This is a genomic window from Kitasatospora sp. LaBMicrA B282 (assembly GCF_050325825.1).
GTDB lineage: Bacteria > Actinomycetota > Actinomycetes > Streptomycetales > Streptomycetaceae > Kitasatospora.
This window is the reverse complement of the sequence record NZ_JBNQTI010000027.1, coordinates 36721-56479: the sequence shown is the minus strand read 5'-3', so window position 1 is coordinate 56479 and position 19759 is coordinate 36721. Positions and strand designations below refer to the sequence as shown.

The 19759-nt window shown below is 70.7% G+C and carries 12 protein-coding genes and 2 pseudogenes; 8 read left to right on the top strand and 6 right to left on the bottom strand.

Annotated features, from left to right (window positions below; translation table 11 throughout):
• Positions 1-522: 522 nt before the first annotated feature.
• From ACQRUO_RS10615 to ACQRUO_RS10595, 5 genes are all read left to right on the top strand, one after another.
• The gene (locus ACQRUO_RS10615; RefSeq protein ID WP_428315537.1) at positions 523-2139 is read left to right on the top strand and encodes an NERD domain-containing protein; all 1617 of its coding nucleotides are present in this window, start codon (positions 523-525) and stop codon (positions 2137-2139) included.
• A complete protein-coding gene (locus tag ACQRUO_RS10610) occupies positions 2136-5294 on the top strand; it encodes a helicase-related protein (RefSeq protein ID WP_428315536.1) in 3159 nt (1052 codons plus the stop codon). Before ACQRUO_RS10615 ends, ACQRUO_RS10610 begins: the two co-directional genes overlap by 4 nt.
• On the top strand, positions 5291-7183 hold the full coding sequence (gene drmB / locus ACQRUO_RS10605; RefSeq protein ID WP_428315535.1) for a DrmB family protein: 1893 nt from the start codon (positions 5291-5293) through the stop codon (positions 7181-7183). The genes ACQRUO_RS10610 and drmB overlap by 4 nt, the downstream gene beginning before the upstream one ends.
• Before the next feature lie 107 nt (positions 7184-7290).
• On the top strand, positions 7291-8280 hold the full coding sequence (locus ACQRUO_RS10600) for a hypothetical protein (RefSeq protein ID WP_428315534.1): 990 nt from the start codon (positions 7291-7293) through the stop codon (positions 8278-8280).
• Positions 8281-8619: 339 nt separating this feature from the next.
• On the top strand, positions 8620-8814 hold the full coding sequence (locus ACQRUO_RS10595; protein WP_428315533.1) for a hypothetical protein: 195 nt from the start codon (positions 8620-8622) through the stop codon (positions 8812-8814).
• A gap of 369 nt (positions 8815-9183) precedes the next feature.
• Here ACQRUO_RS10595 and ACQRUO_RS10590 read toward each other — a convergent pair.
• Positions 9184-9343: pseudogene (locus ACQRUO_RS10590) on the bottom strand (DUF255 domain-containing protein); the annotation flags it as partial.
• A 182-nt stretch (positions 9344-9525) separates the two neighbouring features.
• Here ACQRUO_RS10590 and ACQRUO_RS10585 point away from each other — a divergent pair.
• Positions 9526-10287: an AfsR/SARP family transcriptional regulator gene (locus ACQRUO_RS10585; RefSeq protein WP_428315532.1), complete on the top strand. Its 762-nt coding sequence runs from the start codon at positions 9526-9528 to the stop codon at positions 10285-10287.
• A 102-nt stretch (positions 10288-10389) separates the two neighbouring features.
• On the opposite strand, the gene ACQRUO_RS10580 is transcribed toward ACQRUO_RS10585, so the two are convergent.
• Positions 10390-11562 (bottom strand): hypothetical protein, encoded by a 1173-nt coding sequence (locus ACQRUO_RS10580; protein WP_428315531.1) that lies wholly within the window; start codon positions 11560-11562, stop codon positions 10390-10392.
• Positions 11563-11810: 248 nt separating this feature from the next.
• Here ACQRUO_RS10580 and ACQRUO_RS10575 point away from each other — a divergent pair, with 248 nt between their 5' ends.
• On the top strand, positions 11811-12542 hold the full coding sequence (locus tag ACQRUO_RS10575; RefSeq protein WP_428315530.1) for a hypothetical protein: 732 nt from the start codon (positions 11811-11813) through the stop codon (positions 12540-12542).
• A gap of 121 nt (positions 12543-12663) precedes the next feature.
• Positions 12664-13626: pseudogene (locus ACQRUO_RS10570) on the top strand (hydroxyacid dehydrogenase); the annotation flags it as partial.
• 134 nt (positions 13627-13760) lie between these two features.
• On the opposite strand, the gene ACQRUO_RS10565 reads toward ACQRUO_RS10570, so the two are convergent.
• The 4 genes from ACQRUO_RS10565 to ACQRUO_RS10550 form a co-directional block, all read right to left on the bottom strand.
• Positions 13761-13943, bottom strand: a complete 183-nt coding sequence (locus ACQRUO_RS10565) for a hypothetical protein (protein ID WP_428315529.1) — start codon at positions 13941-13943, stop codon at positions 13761-13763.
• A 165-nt stretch (positions 13944-14108) separates the two neighbouring features.
• Positions 14109-15137, bottom strand: coding sequence for a 2,3-diaminopropionate biosynthesis protein SbnA (sbnA, locus tag ACQRUO_RS10560; protein ID WP_428315528.1), 1029 nt, complete (start codon positions 15135-15137; stop codon positions 14109-14111).
• Positions 15138-15312: 175 nt separating this feature from the next.
• Positions 15313-16350: a 2,3-diaminopropionate biosynthesis protein SbnB gene (gene sbnB / locus ACQRUO_RS10555; RefSeq protein WP_428315527.1), complete on the bottom strand. Its 1038-nt coding sequence runs from the start codon at positions 16348-16350 to the stop codon at positions 15313-15315.
• A 208-nt stretch (positions 16351-16558) separates the two neighbouring features.
• Complete coding sequence (locus tag ACQRUO_RS10550; RefSeq protein WP_428315526.1) at positions 16559-19534, bottom strand: BTAD domain-containing putative transcriptional regulator; 2976 nt, start codon at positions 19532-19534, stop codon at positions 16559-16561.
• Positions 19535-19759 lie beyond the last annotated feature (225 nt).

The window sequence follows — 19759 nt, the reverse complement described above, 5'->3', positions numbered from 1 at the left end:
CGGCCCAGGCGGCGTGCCGCTTCCAGGTCGTGGACACGCACCGTACCCCGGAACTGGTCGAGATCCGGGGTCTCCTCCTCGTCGTCGGGGAGGCCGAACTCGGCGGCGTCCTCCACGCCCTCGACGGACACCGCTTCGGACCGGTCGACCGGCCCGGCCCCGAACCGCTCCCCCTCGTCGGGGAAGGAGTCCACCCGGCTCCTGAGGACCGACTGCCACAGGTCGACAGCCTGTTCCTCGCCGAGGCGCGCGGCCCGCACCACCTGTGCCAGCGCGGACCTGGCGTCCACCCCTTCCGCGTCGAACCGACCGATCAGACCGACGAGGAAGTCCCGTTCGATGCCATGCAGGCGCTCACCGGATGCACCACCGTTCACCATGATCGCCTCGTCCGCTCGCCCGTGTCTGCCCGTAGTTCATCACTCAACCGACCACTACTGCCAGCGACTCCTCGCCACTGCCCGCACTCGAAGGCCGGAAGTCGGTATGTTGATGATCTGTCGGTGAGGGTGGGGAGAGTTGATGCGGATCATCCCGAGCGAGATCTCGAACAGCACGCGGAGCCGGGCGGAGCGCAGCGTCTTCGCCGCGCTCAAGGCCGTCCCAGACGCCCAGAGCGTCGCCCTGCACTCGGTCCACCTCCCGCGACACGCCCGGAAGCGCGTCGGTGAGATCGACTTCGTCGTCATCATGCCGGAGCTGCTGCTCTTCATCGAGGTCAAGGGCGGCCGGGTCGGCCAACGGGACGGCAAGTGGTACTACGGGCCGTCCGGTGCGGGTGAGCGTCCCGGCGAGAGCCCCTTCGCACAGGCCAGCGGGGGCATGCACGCGTTCGAGCGACAGCTCGGCGAGCGGGTCGGCGATCTGCGCACGCTGGAGGTCCCGAGCGGATACCTGGTGATCACGCCGGACGTCGATCTCGGCCGAACCACCGAGTTCGAGCCCGAACAGTACCTGGGCAGCAAGGCCTACAACGGCGGCCGCGGGCTGGCCGAGGGCATCGCCCGGGCCACCCGCTTCTGGCGCACACGCAACTGGTGGGCGAAGACCCCCGTACCGGCGCCGCTGCGCGAGAAGATGCTCAAGGCGGTACGCCCGGACTTCGACCTCGTCCCGAATCTGCGCGCCCGGCTGACGGACCTGGACGTGGCTTTCGAGCGCCTCACCGAGGAGCAACTGGACAGACTCGACGAGCTGGAGTCGAACCCCCGTCTCGTCTGGACCGGAGGTGCCGGCACCGGGAAGACATTCCTCGCGGCCGAGGCCGCACGACGCAGCTCAGCCACCGGCAGCGTCCTCTTCACCGCTGTGAGCCCTACCCTGACCACCCACCTGACGGGGATACTCTCCGACCACCCGGTCACGGTCCTGCCGTTCGATCGGTTGGCGGAGGTCCGGGGTCGGACCTTCGACCACCTGATCGTCGACGAGGCCCAGGACCTGATGACCTTCGACAGTCTCGGTGTCCTGGACGGTCTGTCGGCGGGCGGGCTCGAACAGGGCCGGTGGACCTTCATGCTGGACCAGAACAACCAGCTGCTTGCTCCGACGACCTTCGACCCCGAGGCATGGGACTACCTGCGCGGCATGGGCACGGTATACGGGCCGATGAAGCGCAACTGCCGCAACACCGTGCAGATCGTCAAGGAGGTCCAGGCGTACACGGGCGCCGACCTGGGTGTCGCCTCGGCCGGTGAAGGGGAGCGCCCCTTGTTCCAGAACGTCCAGGACGTCCGGGACGAGGCCGCGCTCCTCGATGCCTACGTGAACGACCTCCTTCAGCAGGAGGTCTCCCCACAGGACATCACAGTGCTGTCGGTCGCGGGCAACTGGGAGTCGAGCTCCGCCCGCCTGTCCCAGCGTGTGTCCAAGATCGAACGCTTCACCGACGTGGTCGGCTCCGCTCGTACCAGGCGCAGGCTCACCTGGTCGTCCGTCGCCGACTTCAAGGGGCACGAGAACCACGTCGTCTGTCTTGTCGACCTCGAGCCCCAGCACCTGGACGGCCGGCTCGATACGCTCTACGTCGCCTGCACCAGGGCTCGCGCCCAGCTCTGGGTCGCATGCCGACCAGGCGTCAGGAAGATGCTGGGCGATCTGGGAATGGCCGTGATCACGCGAGGGGGAGCACCGAAGTGACCGACGCCGAGCCGTCGCTCTCCGCCCACCGGGACACCTACGTTTCCTATCTTCGCCGTCAACTGGTCGGTCCCGGGCCCGAGGAGGAGGAACACCTCGTCGATCCGCCGGACCGTCGCTACCTGATGGGCACGCTGTACCCGCGCGGTTCCTCCATGCTCGAACACGCGGTGGCCGAGGGCGAGGAGAGCTTCGACGAGTCCGAGGCCGGGTCGGGCGAGGAGGACGGCTTCGCCGACGATCCGGTCGCCGAGGCCAACGCCTGGCTCCCCTCCTCCCTCGGCTTCTCCTTCTTCACCGACGCCCGTCGGATCGAGGTCGTCTGCGAGGCCTCGCGCTACCTGACGCTCCGTGAAGGCGGGCGACGCAGCTGGAAGCGCCAGCGGCGGCTGTCGACGACCGAGACTGTGGAGCTCGGATCCGACTCGCCAGTCTCCTGCTTGGACGGACATGGCCTGCTCCACGTCCGCTGGCGCAGCTTCGGCGCCGGGCACCTCGTCACCTGCGTACTGTCCAACGCGCACAAGGAGGAGGAGAGCCGTCACAAGGACCGGGAGCTGATGCTCTTCCAGGTCTCGCTCCGCACCACCACGAGCGACGGCACCGTGCTCGAATACCCGAGCACCCGCCTCAACAGCCGGGACGAGGAAGAGCAGGAGCTGCGTGTCCAGTACCGGCACATCATCACCCGTGCCGTGGGCCACGGATGTGCCGTCGTCTGGGACGACAGCTCCGGCCCGGTGACCACCCTGCGTACGGAGGTCATGCCGGAGCAGATCGTCGCGCACATCAAGCCCGACGGTCCCCGGGACCTGCCGGTCCTCAACCTCGCGCACCTGTCGAATCCCGAGCTCACGGTCGAGGATCTGCGGGACGGGCTGAGCTCGTTCGTCCTCGGGTACCGCAAGTGGTTCGAAACCCAGCAGTCCGAGGCCGAGTCGTTGCCGCGGTGGGCCGCCGCTCCTGCCGGGCGCCTGCTGGGCCGGGTCGGCGCGGCGCTCGACCGGATGGCCTCCGGAGTGACCGCGCTCACCTCGTCGACGCCCACCGGGGAGCGGGCGCGGGAGGCCTTCCGCCTGGCCAACCGGGCCATGGCGCTCCAGATGCTCCACAGCCGTCCCGAGCTGGCGGGCAGTCGCAGGCGCAGGAACAGCGAGGTGATCGAGCTCACCGAACCTCCCACCGACTACGCCTGGCACCCGTTCCAGCTCGCCTACTTCCTGCTCGTGGCCGAGAGCCTGATGATCCCGGACCACGAGGACCGACGGACGGTCGACCTCATCTGGTTCCCGACCGGTGGCGGCAAGACCGAGACCTACCTGCTCACCGCCTGTTTCGAGATCCTCCGCCGTCGGCTCCAGTACGGTGTCGCGGGCGGCGGTACCGCGGTGCTGAGCCGATACACGCTCAGTCTGTTGACCACGCAGCAGTTCCAGCGCACGGCCACCGCGATCTGCGCGCTGGAGTACATCAGAGCCGGGCACGACGGTGGGCTGCACCACGACCTCGGGCAGGAACCCATCAGTATCGGGCTCTGGGTCGGCCAGGAGACGACGCCGAACCGGAACTCCGCCGCCGAGCAGGAACTCGACGCCCTGAAGCAGTCACCCGAACCGGACGACCGCTTCCTGCTGGAGCGCTGCCCTTGGTGCGGCACCGAGATCGTCCCCGAACGCAGTGGTCAGGGCCAGGACTTCGGCATCCACGCAGACGGGCGTGAGACCTGGTTCTTCTGTCCGCGGCGGTCGTGCGTCTTCCACGAGCGGCTGCCCGTCGCCGTGGTGGACGAGCAGATCTATCGGGAACCGCCGACCTTCGTGCTCGGCACCGTGGACAAGTTCGCCCGCCTGGCTTGGGAGTCCGAGGCCGGCAACCTCTTCGGCAGGGACGGCAGGCGGGCGCCGTCCCTGGTGATCCAGGACGAGTTGCACCTGCTGGCGGGTCCTCTGGGGACCACGGTCGGGCTGTACGAATCCGCCGTCCTCGAACTCTGCTCCTGGCAGGGCACGGCACCGAAGGTCATCGCGTCCACGGCGACGATCCGGCGCTCGCAGGACCAGATCCGAAGCCTCTACGGTCGTCCCGTGCAGCTGTTCCCACCTGCAGGTCTCGAGGCGGGTCGCTCCTACTTCGCCTCACCCGACGACGAGAAGCCCGGGCGCCTGTACATCGGCGTGATGGCCCAGGGCCACACCGCTTCCACGGCGACCGTCCACGTGGGCGCCGCCGGCCTCCAGGCGCCGATGGACCTGGGAGACGACGAGGCACGGCGGGACGCCTACTGGACCATGGTGGCCTACCACAACAGCCTCAGGGAACTCGGCCGGACCGTCACGATCGCGAGGGACGACATCCCGGCCCGGCTGGAGCACCTGACCAAGGACGAATCCCGACGCCGCCGGCTGAACGACGACTCGGTGGTCGAACTCACCAGCAACGTCCCGCGAGCCGACCAACCGCGGCTGCTCGATCGGCTGGGAAAGCGGTTCGGGGAACAAGGCAGTGTCTCCTTCCTCGCCACCACCAACATGCTGTCGGTCGGTGTCGACGTTCCCCGGCTCGGCCTGATGCTCATGAACGGACAGCCCAAGACGACTTCCGAGTACATCCAGGCCACCAGTCGTGTGGGCCGACGCGACGTACCGGGACTGATCGTCACGTTGTTCCGATCGACCAAGCCTCGCGACCGCTCCCACTACGAGTCGTTCGGCGTCTACCACCGTTCGCTCTACCGCCACGTCGAACCCACCAGCGTCACCCCGTGGTCGCTCCCCTCCCGCGATCGTGCCCTGCACGCCGTGCTCACCATCCTCGTGCGCCACGGGATCGGGCTCGCCGCCGAAAACAAGGCCGGAGAAATCCTGGAGCACATGGACGAGGTCGCCCGGATCAGGGATCTCATCGTCGACCACGTACGGCGTGCCGACCCGGACGAGGCCGAAGCCACGGCGGAACACTTGGACAGGCGGATCGACGAGTGGCAGCAGGAGGCCGAGAGCGCGCGGGGCGAAGGCGGGCGATTGTACTACCGTCCCCAGGGCCGCACGTTCAGCTCCCTCCTGACCGACTTCGGCAGGCAGGAGGGTCTGTGGGAGACCGCACAATCGATGCGCAATGTCGACCGCGACTGCCTCGTCGTCGTCAGGGGGGCGTGAACGCTGTGAAGGACATCCGTCGCAAGGTCCGCAGGACGCAAACCATCGTTCCGTTCGGGGTCGGCGGGATCATCGATCTCCGGGGCGAATCGTTCGTGGCCGCAGACATCCGTAGCTGGGCCAAGACCGCCGAACGGGTGGAGTCCCCCCGGCTCGCGGCGAAACTGCGCGTGGACGATTTCCGTTCGGCTCCCGTCATCCCGTCGGGGAAAGCGGCCTACACCAGCCGCAACGGGCCCACGTACGTGCGTTTCCCGAAGTGGCTCTTCTGCCCCCTCTGCCGGGCGATGGCGTTCTGGAAGACCTCGCTCGAGGAGAAGGACCGGGTTCCCACCTGTGGGCGCTGCCCAGGCAGGCCGAAACTGGCGCCCATGCGTTTCATCCAGGTCTGTCGGGCCGGTCACCTGGCCGACATCAACTGGTTTCGCTGGGCTCATTCGGCGAGCGAGGGGCACGATCAACGACAGTGCCGGGCCGGTCGGCTCCGGTTCCTCGCCACCCCCGAATCGTCCGGTCTCGAGGCCCTGCACGTCGTGTGCGAGACCTGCCGCGCCCGGCGGGATCTCTCGGGAATCAGCCACAAGAACGTCCTGCGGAAGTTGGGGATGAACTGCCCCGGGACCCATCCCTGGCAGTACGAGACCGACGAGCCGGATTCCTGTGAGGAGACCCCTCAGGCAGTACAGCGCGGTGCTGCCAACGTCTACTTCCCGGTCGTCCACTCCGCAATCGACATCCCGACCCCGAGAGGCTCGTCGGAGCACGACCCCGCGATTCAACTGGTCGTCGACAGCCGCTTCTGGCCCGACTACCGCGACCGCTACGGCAGTCCGATCGCCGACAGCTTCCGGGCCATCATCGCCGCCGAGTGCGAGGTTTCCGAGGAATTCGTCGAAGCGATCGGGCGCCGCGCCTCCGAGCAGGGCGCCCCGTCGTCGCCGTTCGGCTCGGACGAGCACCTCAGCATCGCCGAATGGGCGGCGTTCTCCGGTCCGGAGTCCGTGCCCGGGTCGAAGACGTTCTCCGTGCGCCGGACGCGTCTCGACATCGCGGGCACCGCCCCGCACTCGATGCAGGAGCTGGATCGGAGGGTCGCCTCCGTCGTCGTGGCGGACAGGGTGCGCGAGGTCCGGGCGCTCGAGGGTTTCTCCCGTTACGAACCCAGCTCCGGCGACAACGACGAGGGCGGTCGACTCGTCTCGGTCGACACCGCGAGGCGGGCGAAGTGGCTGCCCGCTGTGGAGACCTACGGCGAAGGGATCTTCGTCTCCCTGGACGAGGAACGCCTGAGCGCCTGGGAGCAACTCGAACCGGTCCGCCTCTGGACCCGACGGATCGAGCGGGACCTGGATGCCTCGTTCAAGGTCGACCGGCTGAGGGACAAGTCGGGACCAGTGCTGCTGCCGCGCTTCGTCATGCTGCACACGCTGGCCCACCACTTCATCCGTCAGCTGTCCTACGACAGTGGCTACAACGCGGCGTCCTTGCGGGAGCGCGTCTACGCCCGGAGCCACCCCACGGACAGCACGTACCCGCCACAGGCCGGCGTGTTCATCTACACGGCCGCCGGGGACACCGAGGGGACCCTCGGCGGGCTCGTCCGTCAGGGTCGGCCACCGTATCTGGGGGAGACCCTGATCCGCCTGCTCGAATCGGCCCAGTGGTGTTCGCAGGATCCGCTGTGCGCCGACTCGACGGGCCGGTCGCTGGCCAACCTGAACCGCGCGGCGTGCCACGCCTGCACGTTGCTCCCGGAGACCTGCTGCGAGATCGACAACTCCCTCCTGGACCGGACTCTGCTGATCGGCGGCAACGAGGTTCCCGGCTTCTTCCAGGAGGTTCTGCGGGCGGCCCTGCTGGAGTCGGCCGAGGCAGTGGAAGGGTCATGAGATTCCCTTCGCTGCTGGAACTCGGGGGCGACCAACGGGCGGTGGTTGAACTGCCGTTCCGGGGAAGCCATGTCGTCACCGGTCCCCCCGGCGGAGGAAAGACCGTGATGGCCGTCTACCGCGCATGGGCGCTGGCCACGGCCGGCCGCGAGGTCGTCCTCCTCACCCGCTACAACCTGCTGCACCAGTACATCGCGCAACTGGCCCCGGAGCTGACCGGGACGCCACGCGTGACCACGTGCGCTCGGTGGCTCAAGGCCTTGTGGCGGGAGAAGTTCGAAAGCGAACCGCCACGGTCCGCCGAGGACGAGCGGCGCTACGACTGGGTCGAGATGCAGCGGAGCTGCGTGCTGCGGGGCGTCAGGGTGACAGCGCACCTCGTCGTCGACGAAGGCCAGAATCTACCGCTCGGCTTCTACCGCCTCTGCCGCATCCTCGATGTCGATGTCACGGTCTTCGCGGACGAGAACCAACGCATCGGTACGGAGGAAACGACACTGTCCGAGGCCTGTCGAACGCTCGGTGCACTGGCTGCTCCGTTGGAATTGCGGCAGGATCACCGGAGCAGCCGTGAGATCGCCATGCTGGCATCGGAGTTCCGCGTGGAGAACCGAACCGGGTTGCCGTTGCCGACGCGTTCCGGCAGCCTGCCCGTCGTCATGCGGGTTCCGTCCCTCGACGGTCTCCTCACCGGAATCGCGCAGTACTTCAACGCCCATCAGGACCGGAGCATCGGAATCATCTGCAGGTCGGTCCGGATGATCCGAGAAATCCAGGGCGGGCTGGCGTCCCGTGGGCTCGCGAAGAAGACCCAGGCGTACGTCTTCGACGACCGCTATCGGGGCGCCATGGACTTCTCGACCCATCCCATCAGGATCGTCAGTACGGTCAGCATGAAGGGCCTGGAGTTCGACAGCGTCTTCGTTCCCGACCTGGACAGCTACACCGAGGACCCGACCGGTGTCGAGGCGCGCCTCCGCTTCCTCGTCCTCTGCACCCGAGCCCGCGAGGATCTGCACTTCACCCATCAAGGAACACACGAGCCCCCCATCACGGCAGCGATCCCCGACGCTCTGCTGGCACGTCACCACGGCTGACAGGACTCGCTCCCTCCAGCTCCGCGAATCGCGGCGGCCCTGCCCGGCCTCGACGTCCTGTTCAGCGGCTTCCAGCCCGGCAACGGCGCGAACGACATCATCGACACCATCCAGCGCTCGATCGCCGACCCGGCTGTCCACGCCACTGCCGCCCGGGCGCTGTTCAAGACGCTGGAGAGTCACCCGCGCACCCGGCTCGTCGTCATCGGCGGCACCGCCAGCCTGAAGCTGGCGCCGGGGGGCCGCGCCGACCGCGACGAGCTGCTGCACGAGGCCCTCGACGAACTCGGCCTGCCCCGGGAGTACGCCGCCGTCCGCGGCCGGCGCGACGCGTTCAACGTGCTGCGCACCTCGAACCGGCTCTGGACCTACTTCAGCCCCGCCGAGCAGATCGCCCCCGGCGAGCGCACCGGGCGCTTCCGGATCGGCGGCGACCAGCCGGTCCTCGACACCGACGGCCTCAGCCGGATCTCGGCCGAGGACGCGGCAGAGCTGCCGCGGTTCGTGCAGCGCAGGTTCACCGTCGGGTACTGAGTTGGGTACTGAGCGGACTGGGGCCGTCCGGCAGCCGGCTGCTCGGACGGGGTTCAGTGGACAGATTCGCCACAGGCGCCGTAGCGGAGGCGCGGTAGCCGTGCGACTGCAGGTCGGCGCCAGCGGTGCTGCTGGTGCAGAGCTGGCCGAGGTTGGGTGAACTGGCAGTAGTTCACGGTGGCACCGGTGTCGGCGCTCAGCGCCTGCTCGGCCGTGCCGAAGCTGTACGGCCGCGCGGGATCGGGGTGGCGCCCTGGTTGGAGTAGGAGCAGGCGGCCACCAGCGCACTGGCGGGCCCTTGACGAGTGTGAAACCCGTTTGGGGCACCGCCGACGGCGGGCGGGTTGGCGAGATCGCCGGCCCATGTCAGTGCCACCAGTGACAGGCCGCGTCCCGACGGAGAGCAGCACCGGCACCCCGCGCCGGTCGGCCTCCGCGAACGCCTCGGGGACCACTCCCACCAGTCCACGGGGTTCTCGGCGTGCTGCTGCAGGTAAGGGGACGTGGCGTCGGCCAGACGGTTCACCATGGGGGGCAGTATCGCAGTCGAGCGGCGGCTCGGCAGTGACGGCGCAGCGCGGGTGGGTGTCCCGGGGGATCGATATCGAGGCAATATCAGGGCGATGTGACGGACTCCTAGCGTTCCCATCGTCAAGCGGTCTCGGACTCGGTAGCCGGCGCCGCAGCGTAGTGCGAGGGAGGACGTACATCATGGAGTTCCGGCTTCTGGGCCCGGTTCACATCCTGACCGACGGGGTGGAGGACGCGTTGAGCGGGACCAAGCAGCGCACGATGTTCGCCGCGCTGGTGCTCGCGGGCGGGCGGGCGCTCTCGGACGAGCACCTGGGGAGGATGCTCTGGGACACGAACCCGCCGAACACGGCGGGTGCGCAGATCCACACGTACGCCTCGCGGATCCGGCGGCGGATCGGGCCGGACGTACCGCTGCTGCGGATCCGCACCGGGTACAGACTCTTGGCCGAGCAGGTTCCGTGCGATCTGAACCGGTTCACCGAGCTGTCGCAGAACGGGTTCAAGGCGTTGCGCGAGCAGCGGTACGAGCTGGCGGCGGAGCTGCTGCGGGCCGCGCTGGCGCTGTGGAACGGCGAGGCCCTGGCAGACGTCACCGACCACCTGGTCTTCGCGGAGCGGCCGCAGCTGAACGAGGCGCGGTTGGAGGCGCTGGAGGCGCGGATCGAGGTCGACCTGATCCTCGGGCGGCACCGCCAGCTGATCCCCGAGCTGACCGGGCTGGTCTCCCAGCACCCGATGCGGGAACGCTTCCGGGCGCTGATGATGACCGCGCTCTACCGGTCCGAGCGGCAGGCCGAGGCGATGTCGCTCTACCTGGACGGCCGCCGGATCCTGGCGGACGAGCTGGGGGTGGAGCCGGGGCGGCTGCTCGCCCGCACCTACGAGGCGATCCTGAGCGGCGAGGTGCGGACCGTGATGCCGCACCAGCTCAACCTCTGACCGCCGGCCCGGAAGAGGGAAGAGGGAAGCGGGAAGAGGGACGGTGGACAGCCACAGGACCGACCGGCAGCAGGGCAGCCGGTCGGTGCGGGAACGAACCGCTCAGCCCGCGAACGGGGAGAGCGGTGCACCGGCGGCGGCCAGTTCGGCGATCCGGTCGGCGAGCGCCTCCTCGACGGCGGCGGTGTCCAGGGCCGGGGCCGGCTCGTCCAGCAGTCGGTGCAGGCGCAGCAGCAGGCCGCGCAGGGTGGCCTGCAGCCAGAATTCGTCCGCCCGGGCGTCGGCCGCCCCGGCGATCCAGAGTTCCAGCGCGGCCGCGGCCGCGTACAGCGCCTCGTAGGCGGCCGCCAGCCGACGGTCACCCGGGGCGCTCTGCGGCGTTTCCGGGACCTCGGCCATCCGGCGGTGCAGCTCGTCGCCGGCCGCGAGCACGGCCTTGGCCAGGCCCTGCAGCTCGTCACCGGCCGCGGTCAGTTCGGGGCTGCCGATCAGGCCGGGCAGCGCCTGGACCGGGCTGCAGCCGCCGCGGGAGAGCGGGGTCAGCCGCTCGGCGTCGAGCTCGGCCAGCGGGGCGCCACGACGGACGGCCTCGGCCAGCCCGGCCCGGTCCACCGTCTCCATGGCGAAGCCGTGGACCAGCCAGGGGAACTGGGCGACGACCACGCCGCGCCGGCGCTCGACCTCCGGATCGGCGGCGAGCGGGCGGCCCAGTTGCGCCGTCAGTTCGCCGACCAGGGCCGGGACCAGGGCGGAGACGAGCGTGGCGGTCAGCCCCGACTCGGCGGTGAGGGTGTGCGCGCTGCGGGCGGCCAGCACGGCGGCGGCCTCGGCCGCGCCGAACAGGGCGGCGGCCCGGCCGACGGCCTGACGGGTCCGGGGGCCCTCGGCCGCGAGGACCGGATCGACATCGAGGACGGGATCGCCGTCGAGGACGGGATCGCCGTCGAGGACGGGATCGTGATCGGCGTCGAGCGGGAAGTCGGCCGGGTCGACGCCCAGGTCGGCGGCCGGGCTGCTGACACCGTGCCCGGCACCGCGTGCCACCTCGCGCAGCGTGCGCTCCCCGAGGTCGAGGCTCCGCGCCCAGCCGAGCACCTGACGGGAGAGCTCGGCCGCGCCGGTGGCGGCCGGGTCCTGCCGGAGCACCGCGCGGTGCCGGCGGAGCAACTCCTCGTGGTTGTCCGGGCCGCCGGCCGCGGCCGCGGTGGCGTCGGGGACGGGCAGAGCGAGCGCGGTCGGCTCGTCGGCAGGGCGCGGCCCGGAATGGCTGGCCATCACTGCCTCCTTCGGGGATGGGTCTGTGGGTCCGACTCTGCCTGAGAGTTCTATGTTTCCCCGATACTCGGAGTTCAGGGTAGTGCTACCTGACGTAGTACCCGTAGGCCGGAGATCACATCGACGATCCGCGAACACCTCGACGGTCCGCATGATGGTCGGAGTCATGGTCGGAGTATGGGAACGGTATGACGACGCCGTGAACGCTGGGGCCCGAGAGTCCCACCGCCACGAGCGAAGGTGAAGCCGTGCAGTCGTCCCGTCAGACCAGCCACCGGAGCACGACCCGGATCGGCGGTGTCGTCGCCCCTGTCGTCCTCATCGCCGCGCTGGGCGGGTCACTGACGGGGTGTGGTGGCAAGGTGACCACCGACGTCCATTCCTACCAGGTCGCCGATCGGATCTCGACACTCACCGTGCGGACCCCGGGCGGCACCGTCCAGGTGCTGGCGGGAAACGGGCCCGCGGTCGAGGTCAAAGAGACCGTCCGCTACGACGGCGCCAAGCCCCAGGTCGACCACACGACGGCCGACGGCGCGCTGTCGCTGACCGCCGCCGAGTGCGCCTCGAGCGTCACCCACCAGGTCTGCCAGGTCGATTACCGGGTCGAGGTGCCCAAGGACGTCGCCGTGACGGTCCGCAACACCGGCGGGGGCGTGACCGTCACCGGGCTGGCCGGAGCCCTCGACCTGATCGGCGACGGCGGTGCGGTGCAGCTCAGCGGCGTGACGTCCAAGCAGGTCACCGCCCGCTCGGACGGCGCCGGCGTGAACGCGCAGTTCGCCGCCGCCCCGGACCTGGTGGACCTGCACTCGGCCGGCGGCAACGTGCTGACCCAGCTCCCGGACGGCGTCTACGCGGTGGACGCGAGCGCCGACGGCAGCAGCCCGCAGGTCAGGGTCCGCACCGACCCGGCCGCGCCGCACAAGGTCACGGTGCACAGCGACGGCGGCGACGTCTCCGTCCTCCCGGCGGGCTGAACCCGCGACCCGGCCCAGCGGCGACCGAGCCCAGCAGCGACCGAGCCCGAGCAACGGCCCAGTGACACCCGAGCGGCAGTCAACCGAGCCTCCGTCAACCAGAGTCCAGAGGTAGAGAAGCATGAACATCCACCCGCTCGCTCCCAAGCACCGCCCGGTCGTGCTGCTCGCCGAGGAGCTCTCCCCCGCCACCGTCGCGGTCCTCGGCACGGACGTCGAGGTCCGGCACTGCGACGGCGCCGACCGCACCGCCCTGCTGGCCGCCCTCGCCGGGGCGGAGGCCGTGCTGGTGCGCAGCGCGACCCGGATGGACGCCGAGGCGATCGCCGCGGCCACCCGGCTGCGGGTGATCGCCCGGGCCGGCGTCGGGCTGGACAACGTGGACGTGGCCGCCGCGACGGCCGCCGGCGTGCTCGTGGTCAACGCGCCGACCTCCAACATCGTCAGCGCGGCCGAGCTGGCGATCGGGCTGCTGCTCTCGGTGGCCCGGCACATCCCGCAGGCCGACGCCTCGCTCAAGGGCGGCTCCTGGCAGCGCAGCCGGTTCACCGGGGTGGAGCTGGGCGGCAAGGTGCTCGGTGTGCTCGGACTGGGCCGGATCGGCTCGCTGGTGGCGCGCCGGATGCAGGCCTTCGACATGGAGGTGCTCGCCTACGACCCCTACGTGACCCCGGCCCGGGCCGCCGAGCTGGGCGTCCGCTCGGTCCCGCTGGACGAACTGCTCGGCGCCGCCGACTTCGTCACCGTGCACCTGCCCAGGACCGCCGAGACGGTGGGCCTGCTGGGTGCCGCGGAGCTGGCCACGGTCAAGCCGGGGGTCCGGATCGTCAACGCCGCCCGTGGCGGGATCGTGGACGAGGCGGCCCTGGCCGAGGCGCTGCGGTCCGGCCGGGTGGCCGGGGCCGGGCTGGACGTGTTCGCGACCGAGCCGTGCACCGACTCCCCGCTCTTCGGCCTGCCCGGGGTCGTGGTGACCCCGCACCTGGGCGCGGGGACGGTCGAGGCGCAGGAGAAGGCGGGCGTCTCGGTGGCCGAGGCGGTGCGCCGGGTGCTGGCCGGGCAGGAGGTGCCGGAGGCGGTGAACGCGCCGCTGCGGACGCTGGCCGCGTGACGCACCGGAGGTAGGGAGAGGGCAGGAACGGCGAAGGCCGCCGCGACGGGTGTCGCGGCGGCCTTCGGGCGCGTGGGGGCGCGTGGGGGCGGACAGCTGAGGGGGAGTTACCAGCCCCACTCGTTGCTGGCGGGAGCGACCGAACCCGGAGCCGGCGCGGCGGCCGCGACGGTCGACTGGTGGGTGGCGACAGCGGCCGACTCGGTGGCGACGACAGTGCCGAGGGCCGCGGCGGTGCCGAGGGCGACGACGGCGAGCTGCTTCGCGAAGTTGATACCGATGAGGCGCATTTCGACCATTCCTGTCGGAGTGTCCGGTGTTGTCCGGTGTTTCCTGCTGACGTGGAAGACAGTAGGAAGGCGCGACTTCGATCCCTTATCGATCTGTTATGGGCTCCGGCCCGGACCGATATCGACCGGGCAGGGGAGAAGAAAACCGCAGGTCAGCGGCCGATATCAGGCCGCGAGCGGGAGCGCGTCCGGGGCCTTGACGGCCACCGCGGACGGCATCCCGACGGGGGTCGCCAACTGCTCCAGCGCCTCGCTGCCGTAGATGTCCTGGACCCAGTTGGTCTGGTACACGGTGTCGAGGTAGCGCTCCCCGAGGTCCGGCCCGATGGTGGCGGCGGTGAGCCGGCCCGCGGGGTCGTGTTCGGCCAACCAGGCGGCTGCCCCCGCGACAGCCGTGCCGGTCGAACCGCCGAACAGGAAGCCCCGGGCGGCGAGCCGGTGGCACATCCGGACCGTGTCGATCTCCTCGACCATCCGCACGTCGTCCACGTACCGCTCGTCGAGCATCGCCGGCCGCACCCCCGAGCCGAGGCCGGGGATCCAGCGCGGTGCCGCCGGCTGCCCGAAGCTGACCGAGCCGACGCTGTCGACGGCGACGATCCGCACCTGCGGCCGGTGCTCCTTGAACCAGCGGGCGCAGCCCATCAGCGTGCCGGTGGTGCCCGCGCCGACGAAGAGCACGTCCAGGTCCGGGAACTGCCGGGCGATGGCGGGGGCCGTCCAGCGGTAGTGGGCGCCCCAGTTGTCCGGGTTCTGGTACTGGTTCAGCCAGACGTACCGGTCGTCGCTCTCCAGCAGCCGCCGGACGTAGGCCAGTCGGGCGCCGAGCAGCCCGGTCACCGGGTCGGCCTCGGTGATGGTGTGCACTCTCGCGCCGAAGACCTCCATCATGCGTCTGGTGTTCAGGTTGCAGCGCGAATCGGTGACGCAGAGGAATCCGTAGCCCTTGCTGGCGGCCATCATGCTGAGCGCCACGCCCAGATTTCCGGAGGACGATTCCACCAGGATGGAATCCGGTCGCAGCCGGCCGGCCCGCTCGGCCGCCTCGATCATCCCGACGGCCGCCTTCTGCTTGATCGACCCGGCGAAGTTCATTCCCTCGCACTTCAGGTGCAGCGGAATTCCCAGGCTCGACCTCAGGTCGATGAAGAGGTCGTGTTCGTTGAAATCGTGCGGTGCCGAGATGATCGGCATGGGTGCCTCCCGGATACGGACGGGGCTGGACGCTGAGGGTGAGTGCTGCACGGTGGGGGCCGGCCGGGGGTGGGGCCGGAGACTTCGGGGGCCGGGGTGAGGCCGGGTGGAGCCGGTGGTGCTGGTGGTGCTGGTGGTGCTGGTGGATAGCCGGCAGAGCCGGGGCGGCAGCGGATCAGCCGTGGCGGCGCAGCTCGTGGAAGAAGTCCTCGACCACGGCCAGCTCACCGCTCGCCCGCACCGAGTCCAGGACGTGCTTGCCGACCGCGAGGTCGAGCACCCCGAGCCCGAACGGCGAGAAGATCACCGGACGGTCGGCGGCCGGGCGGACCTTGCCGGTCAGCACGTCGTGGAGGGTGCCGTCGACGAAGTCGCGGTGGCCGAGCCGCTGCTCGGTCAGGTGCAGCGAGGTGTCGGCCTTCAGGCAGTGCTCGACGTCGTCGGTGATGTTGGTAGCGGCGAGGATCACCTCGGGCGACAGGTCGCGCAGCGAGACGTGCAGCACCAGCGGGTTGTGGGCGAACCAGGCGGGGTCGTGGACGTGCGGGGTGCCCGCGATGGTCGCGAAGACCACCAGGTCGCTGGCGGCGATCAGGGACTGCGCACTGTCGTGGACGGTGACCTCGCCGGCCCCGCCGGAGCGCTCCAGGTAGTCGGCGAAGCCCGCCGCGTACTCGGCCGACAGGTCGTACACCCCGGCGGCGTCGAAGTCCCAGCCGGTGCCGGCCAGGTAGCTGTGCAGGTAGCGGGCGATCAGGCCGGTGCCGACGAAGCCGACCCGGCGCGGGCGCTCGCCGCGGCTCTCGGCCAGCTTGGCGGCGGCCAGCGCGGCGGAGGCGGCGGTGCGGGCCGCGCTGATGATCGAGCTCTCCAGGCAGGCGATCGGGTAGCCGGTCGCGTGGTCGTTGAGGATCAGCACGGCCGAGGCGCGCGGGATGCCCGCCTCGACGTTCTCCGGGAAGCTGGAGATCCACTTCAGCCCGTCCACCTGCACCTCGCCCCCGATCGAGGCGGGCAGCGCGATGATCCGCGAGCTGGGCCGGTCGGGGAACTTCAGGAAGTACGACGGCGGGTTGACCGTCGCACCCTCGCCGTGGATCCGGTACGCCTGCTCGACGATGTCCACGACCTCCTTCTGGCGCCCTTCCAGCACACCGTTGACCTGCGCGCCGGAAATGACCGCGAAGGGGGGGACGACACTGCTTGTGGACATTTCTGGCTCCATGCTTCGGCTTCTGCGACTTCTTCGTTCGCGCCATTGAAATCTATGCAGAGGATCTAGCAGGAAGTCATATCCCGGCTATCAATCGCACATATCCCGGAGAAATATGGAAACCCCGTGGCGGTCACCCCTTCCGGGAAGATGGGGTGCCCGCCACGGGGCTGGGGTCCGGCCACTGGGCCGGGGTCCGGCCGCGGCGTCAGAGGGCGGCCAGTTCCTCCTCGACCAGCCTCAGGTCGCGCTGGGCACCGGCGGTCCGGAAGAGCTCGGCGGCCCGGCCCAGGCGCTGCCGGGCCTCCTCCGTGTCGCCGCCGGCCCGGCTGACCTGACCGAGCGCCTGGTGGATGCGGGCCTCCGCCAGGGGATTGTCGAGCTGTTCGGCCTCCACCAGCACCGCCAGCAACTCGGCTTCCGCGCGGTCCAGTCGGCCGCGCCGGAGCTCCGTCTCCCCCAGGCCGAGCAGGGCGTAGACCGTGCCCAGGGAGTCGCGCTTGGCGGTCACGATCCGCACCACCTCGCGCAGCGACTCCTCCGCCTCGTCGAACCGACTCAGCGTCAGGTAGGCCCGCCCGAGCCGGAACACGGCCTGCGCCAGCCCCCGGGTCTCCCCGATCCGTCGGGACACCTCGACCGACTCCAGTCCGAGCCGCAGCGCCTCCTCGGCCCGGCCGAAGTCCAACTCGCCCTGGGCCAGGTAGCCGAGGGCGTGCGACTCCGCGGACAGGTCGCCGACCTTGCGGAAGAGGTCCGCCGCCTCCCGCAGCCGGACCCCGGCCGACTCGACGTTGCCCAGGGCCCGGTCCATCAGCGCCTGGGAACGCAGCGTCAGGGCCCGGCCGTGCTCGTCGCCGACCTCGTCGAATCGGGCCAGCGCGGTCTGCAGCAGCTCACTGGTCTCGTCCAGGCGGCGGGTGCGGATCTGCAGCGCGCCCAGGGACTCGAGCATCGCCGCCTCACCGCGCCGGTTCCCCGCCGACCGGGTGGCCGCCAGCGCGGTCTCGCAGCAGAAGCGCCAGTCCTCCGGGTAGTCCCGGGTCTCGAAGAGGACCGTCGCCGAGGCCGCCAGGTCCCACGCCAGTTCGTCCTTCCCCAGCCGGGCGGACTGGTCGACGGCCGCGAGCAGCGACAGCCGCTCGGCCTCGAACCAGTCCAGCGGGCTGGCCACCAGCTCCTCGACCAGCAGGTCGTCCACCGGGTAGCGCGGCGTGCTGCCGTGGATCAGCGAGAAGTCCCCGCCGTACTCCTGCCGGTGCGCCTGCTCGGCGATGGTCAGCCAGGCGCGCAGCGCCCGGTCCAGGCTCGCCTCGCGTTCGGCGGCCTCCTCCTCGGCCTGCACCCGCTCCCGGGCGAAGAGCCGCAGCAGGTTCTGCTGGCGGAACCGGAGCTGGCCGGTGCCGTCGGTGCCGGTCACCTCCAGCAGCTGGACGTCGACCAGCTGCTCCAGCAGCCGCTCGGCCTCGAAGGGGTGCGCGTCCAGCAGGGCGGCCGCGGCCCAGACCGTGACGTCGGGGGCCTCCAGCAGGGCGAGCCGGCGGTAGAGCCGCGCCGCGTCGGAGGGCAGGTAGCGGTAGCTGAGCGCGAAGCCGGCGCGGACCTGGGACTCGCCCTGACTGAGCTCGTCCAGTCGGCGACGCTCGTCGGCCAGCCGGGCCACCAGGTGCTTGACCGACCAGTGCGCCTTGGAGGCCAGCCGGGCGCCGGCGATCCGCAGCGCCAGCGGCAGCCGGTCGCAGAGTTCGGCGAGCCGCTCGGCCTGCACCGGGTCGGCGGCGATCTTGTCGTCGGGCACGATCCGGGCGAGCAGGTCGATCGCCTCGGGCATCGGCAGCAGACCGAGTTGGACCCGGACCGCGCCGTAGCGGAGCATCAGCTGCTCCATCGGCTCGCGGCTGGTGACGATCACGCAGCACTTGCCGTTGCTCGGCAGCAGCGGCTGGATCTGCGAGACCGTGCGGGCGTTGTCCAGCACCAGCAGCACCTGGCGGTCGGCGAGCAGGCTGCGGTAGAGCGCGGTGCGCTCGCCCGGGTCGGCCGGGATCTGCTCGCTGGGCACGCCGAGGGCGCGCAGGAAGCGGCTGAGCACGTCGGCGGCGCTGGTCGGCTCGTGGGTGTCGTCGTGGCCGCAGAGGTCGACGTAGAGCCGGCCGTCCGGGAAGTGGCCGGAGGCCCGGTGCGCCCAGTGCACCGCCAGGCCGGTCTTGCCGACCCCGGCGACGCCGGTGACGAAGCCGATGCCGGGCGGCTGCTCCGCCGAGCGCTCGTCCGCCACCAGCTGGTCGAGCAGCGCCAGCTCCGCGCCGCGGCCGGTGAAGCCGGGCACGTTGGGCGGGAGGAAGGACGGGGTGGGGCGCCGGTCGGCGACCGGCGGGAGCGCCGGCTCCGCGGCCGGCTCGGTGGCGGGCCGCTCCGGCAGGACGAGCGCGGGGTCGTCGCGCAGGATGGCGTCGTGCAGCTGGATCAGGGGGGTGCCGGGTTCCAGGCCGAGTTCGTCGATGAACTGTCGCCGGCCCTCCCGGAAGGTCTCCATCGCGTCGGCTCTTCGCCCGGCGCGGTGCTGGGCCAGCATCAGGGCGTGCCGGGCCCGCTCGCGCAGCGGGTGCTCGCGCACCACCGCGGCCAGCGAGCCGATCACCTCCAGGTGCCGGCCGAGGGCGAGCTGGCGTTCGACGGAGGCTTCGTAGCAGGCCAGCCGGACCTCGTCGAGGCGGGCGGCCTCGTCCTCCACCGGCCGCCCGGAGACGCCCTCCAGCACCGGGCCGCGCCAGAGCCCGAGCGCGCGCTCGTAGAGCTCGGCGGCCTCCGCGGTCCGGCCCTGCGCCGCGGCCTGCTCGGCCGCGGCGACCAGCTCCTGGAAGACCAGCAGGTCGATCCGGTGGTGGCCGGTGTTGAACTGGTAGCCCGGGTGCACCGTGGCGATCAGGTCGTCGCTGCACCCCTCGGCGCGGAAGATCTTGCGCAGCCCGGCGACGCAGATCGCCACCTGGGTGCGCGCGGTCGCGGGCGGTTCCCCGTGCCACACCGCCTCGACCATGGCGTCGACCGAGACGATCGCGTCGGGTGACAACAGCAGCAGCGCCAGGATGGTGCGCTGCCGCGGGCCGCCGACGGCGATCCGGCGCCCGTCCGCGGCGACCGCGAGCGGGCCCAGCAAGCAGAAGTCCAGCTGAACGTCCAACCGAATCCCCCGTTCATCGGGCGTCCCTCCCCTGTTTTTGAGGACGCCCGTACTGCCGGTGCGGAAGCCGGAACGCAGTCCTCCGCCACCAAACGATCACAGTACCCGTCGGACACTCCGCAGCGCTCCCCCCATGACCCTCAGTGATTTTCGGCGGGGATATAGAACCCTTAGTGAACCCGCATGGGCGAACCGGTGAGAGTGGCCCAGGCCTGACCCCTCCTA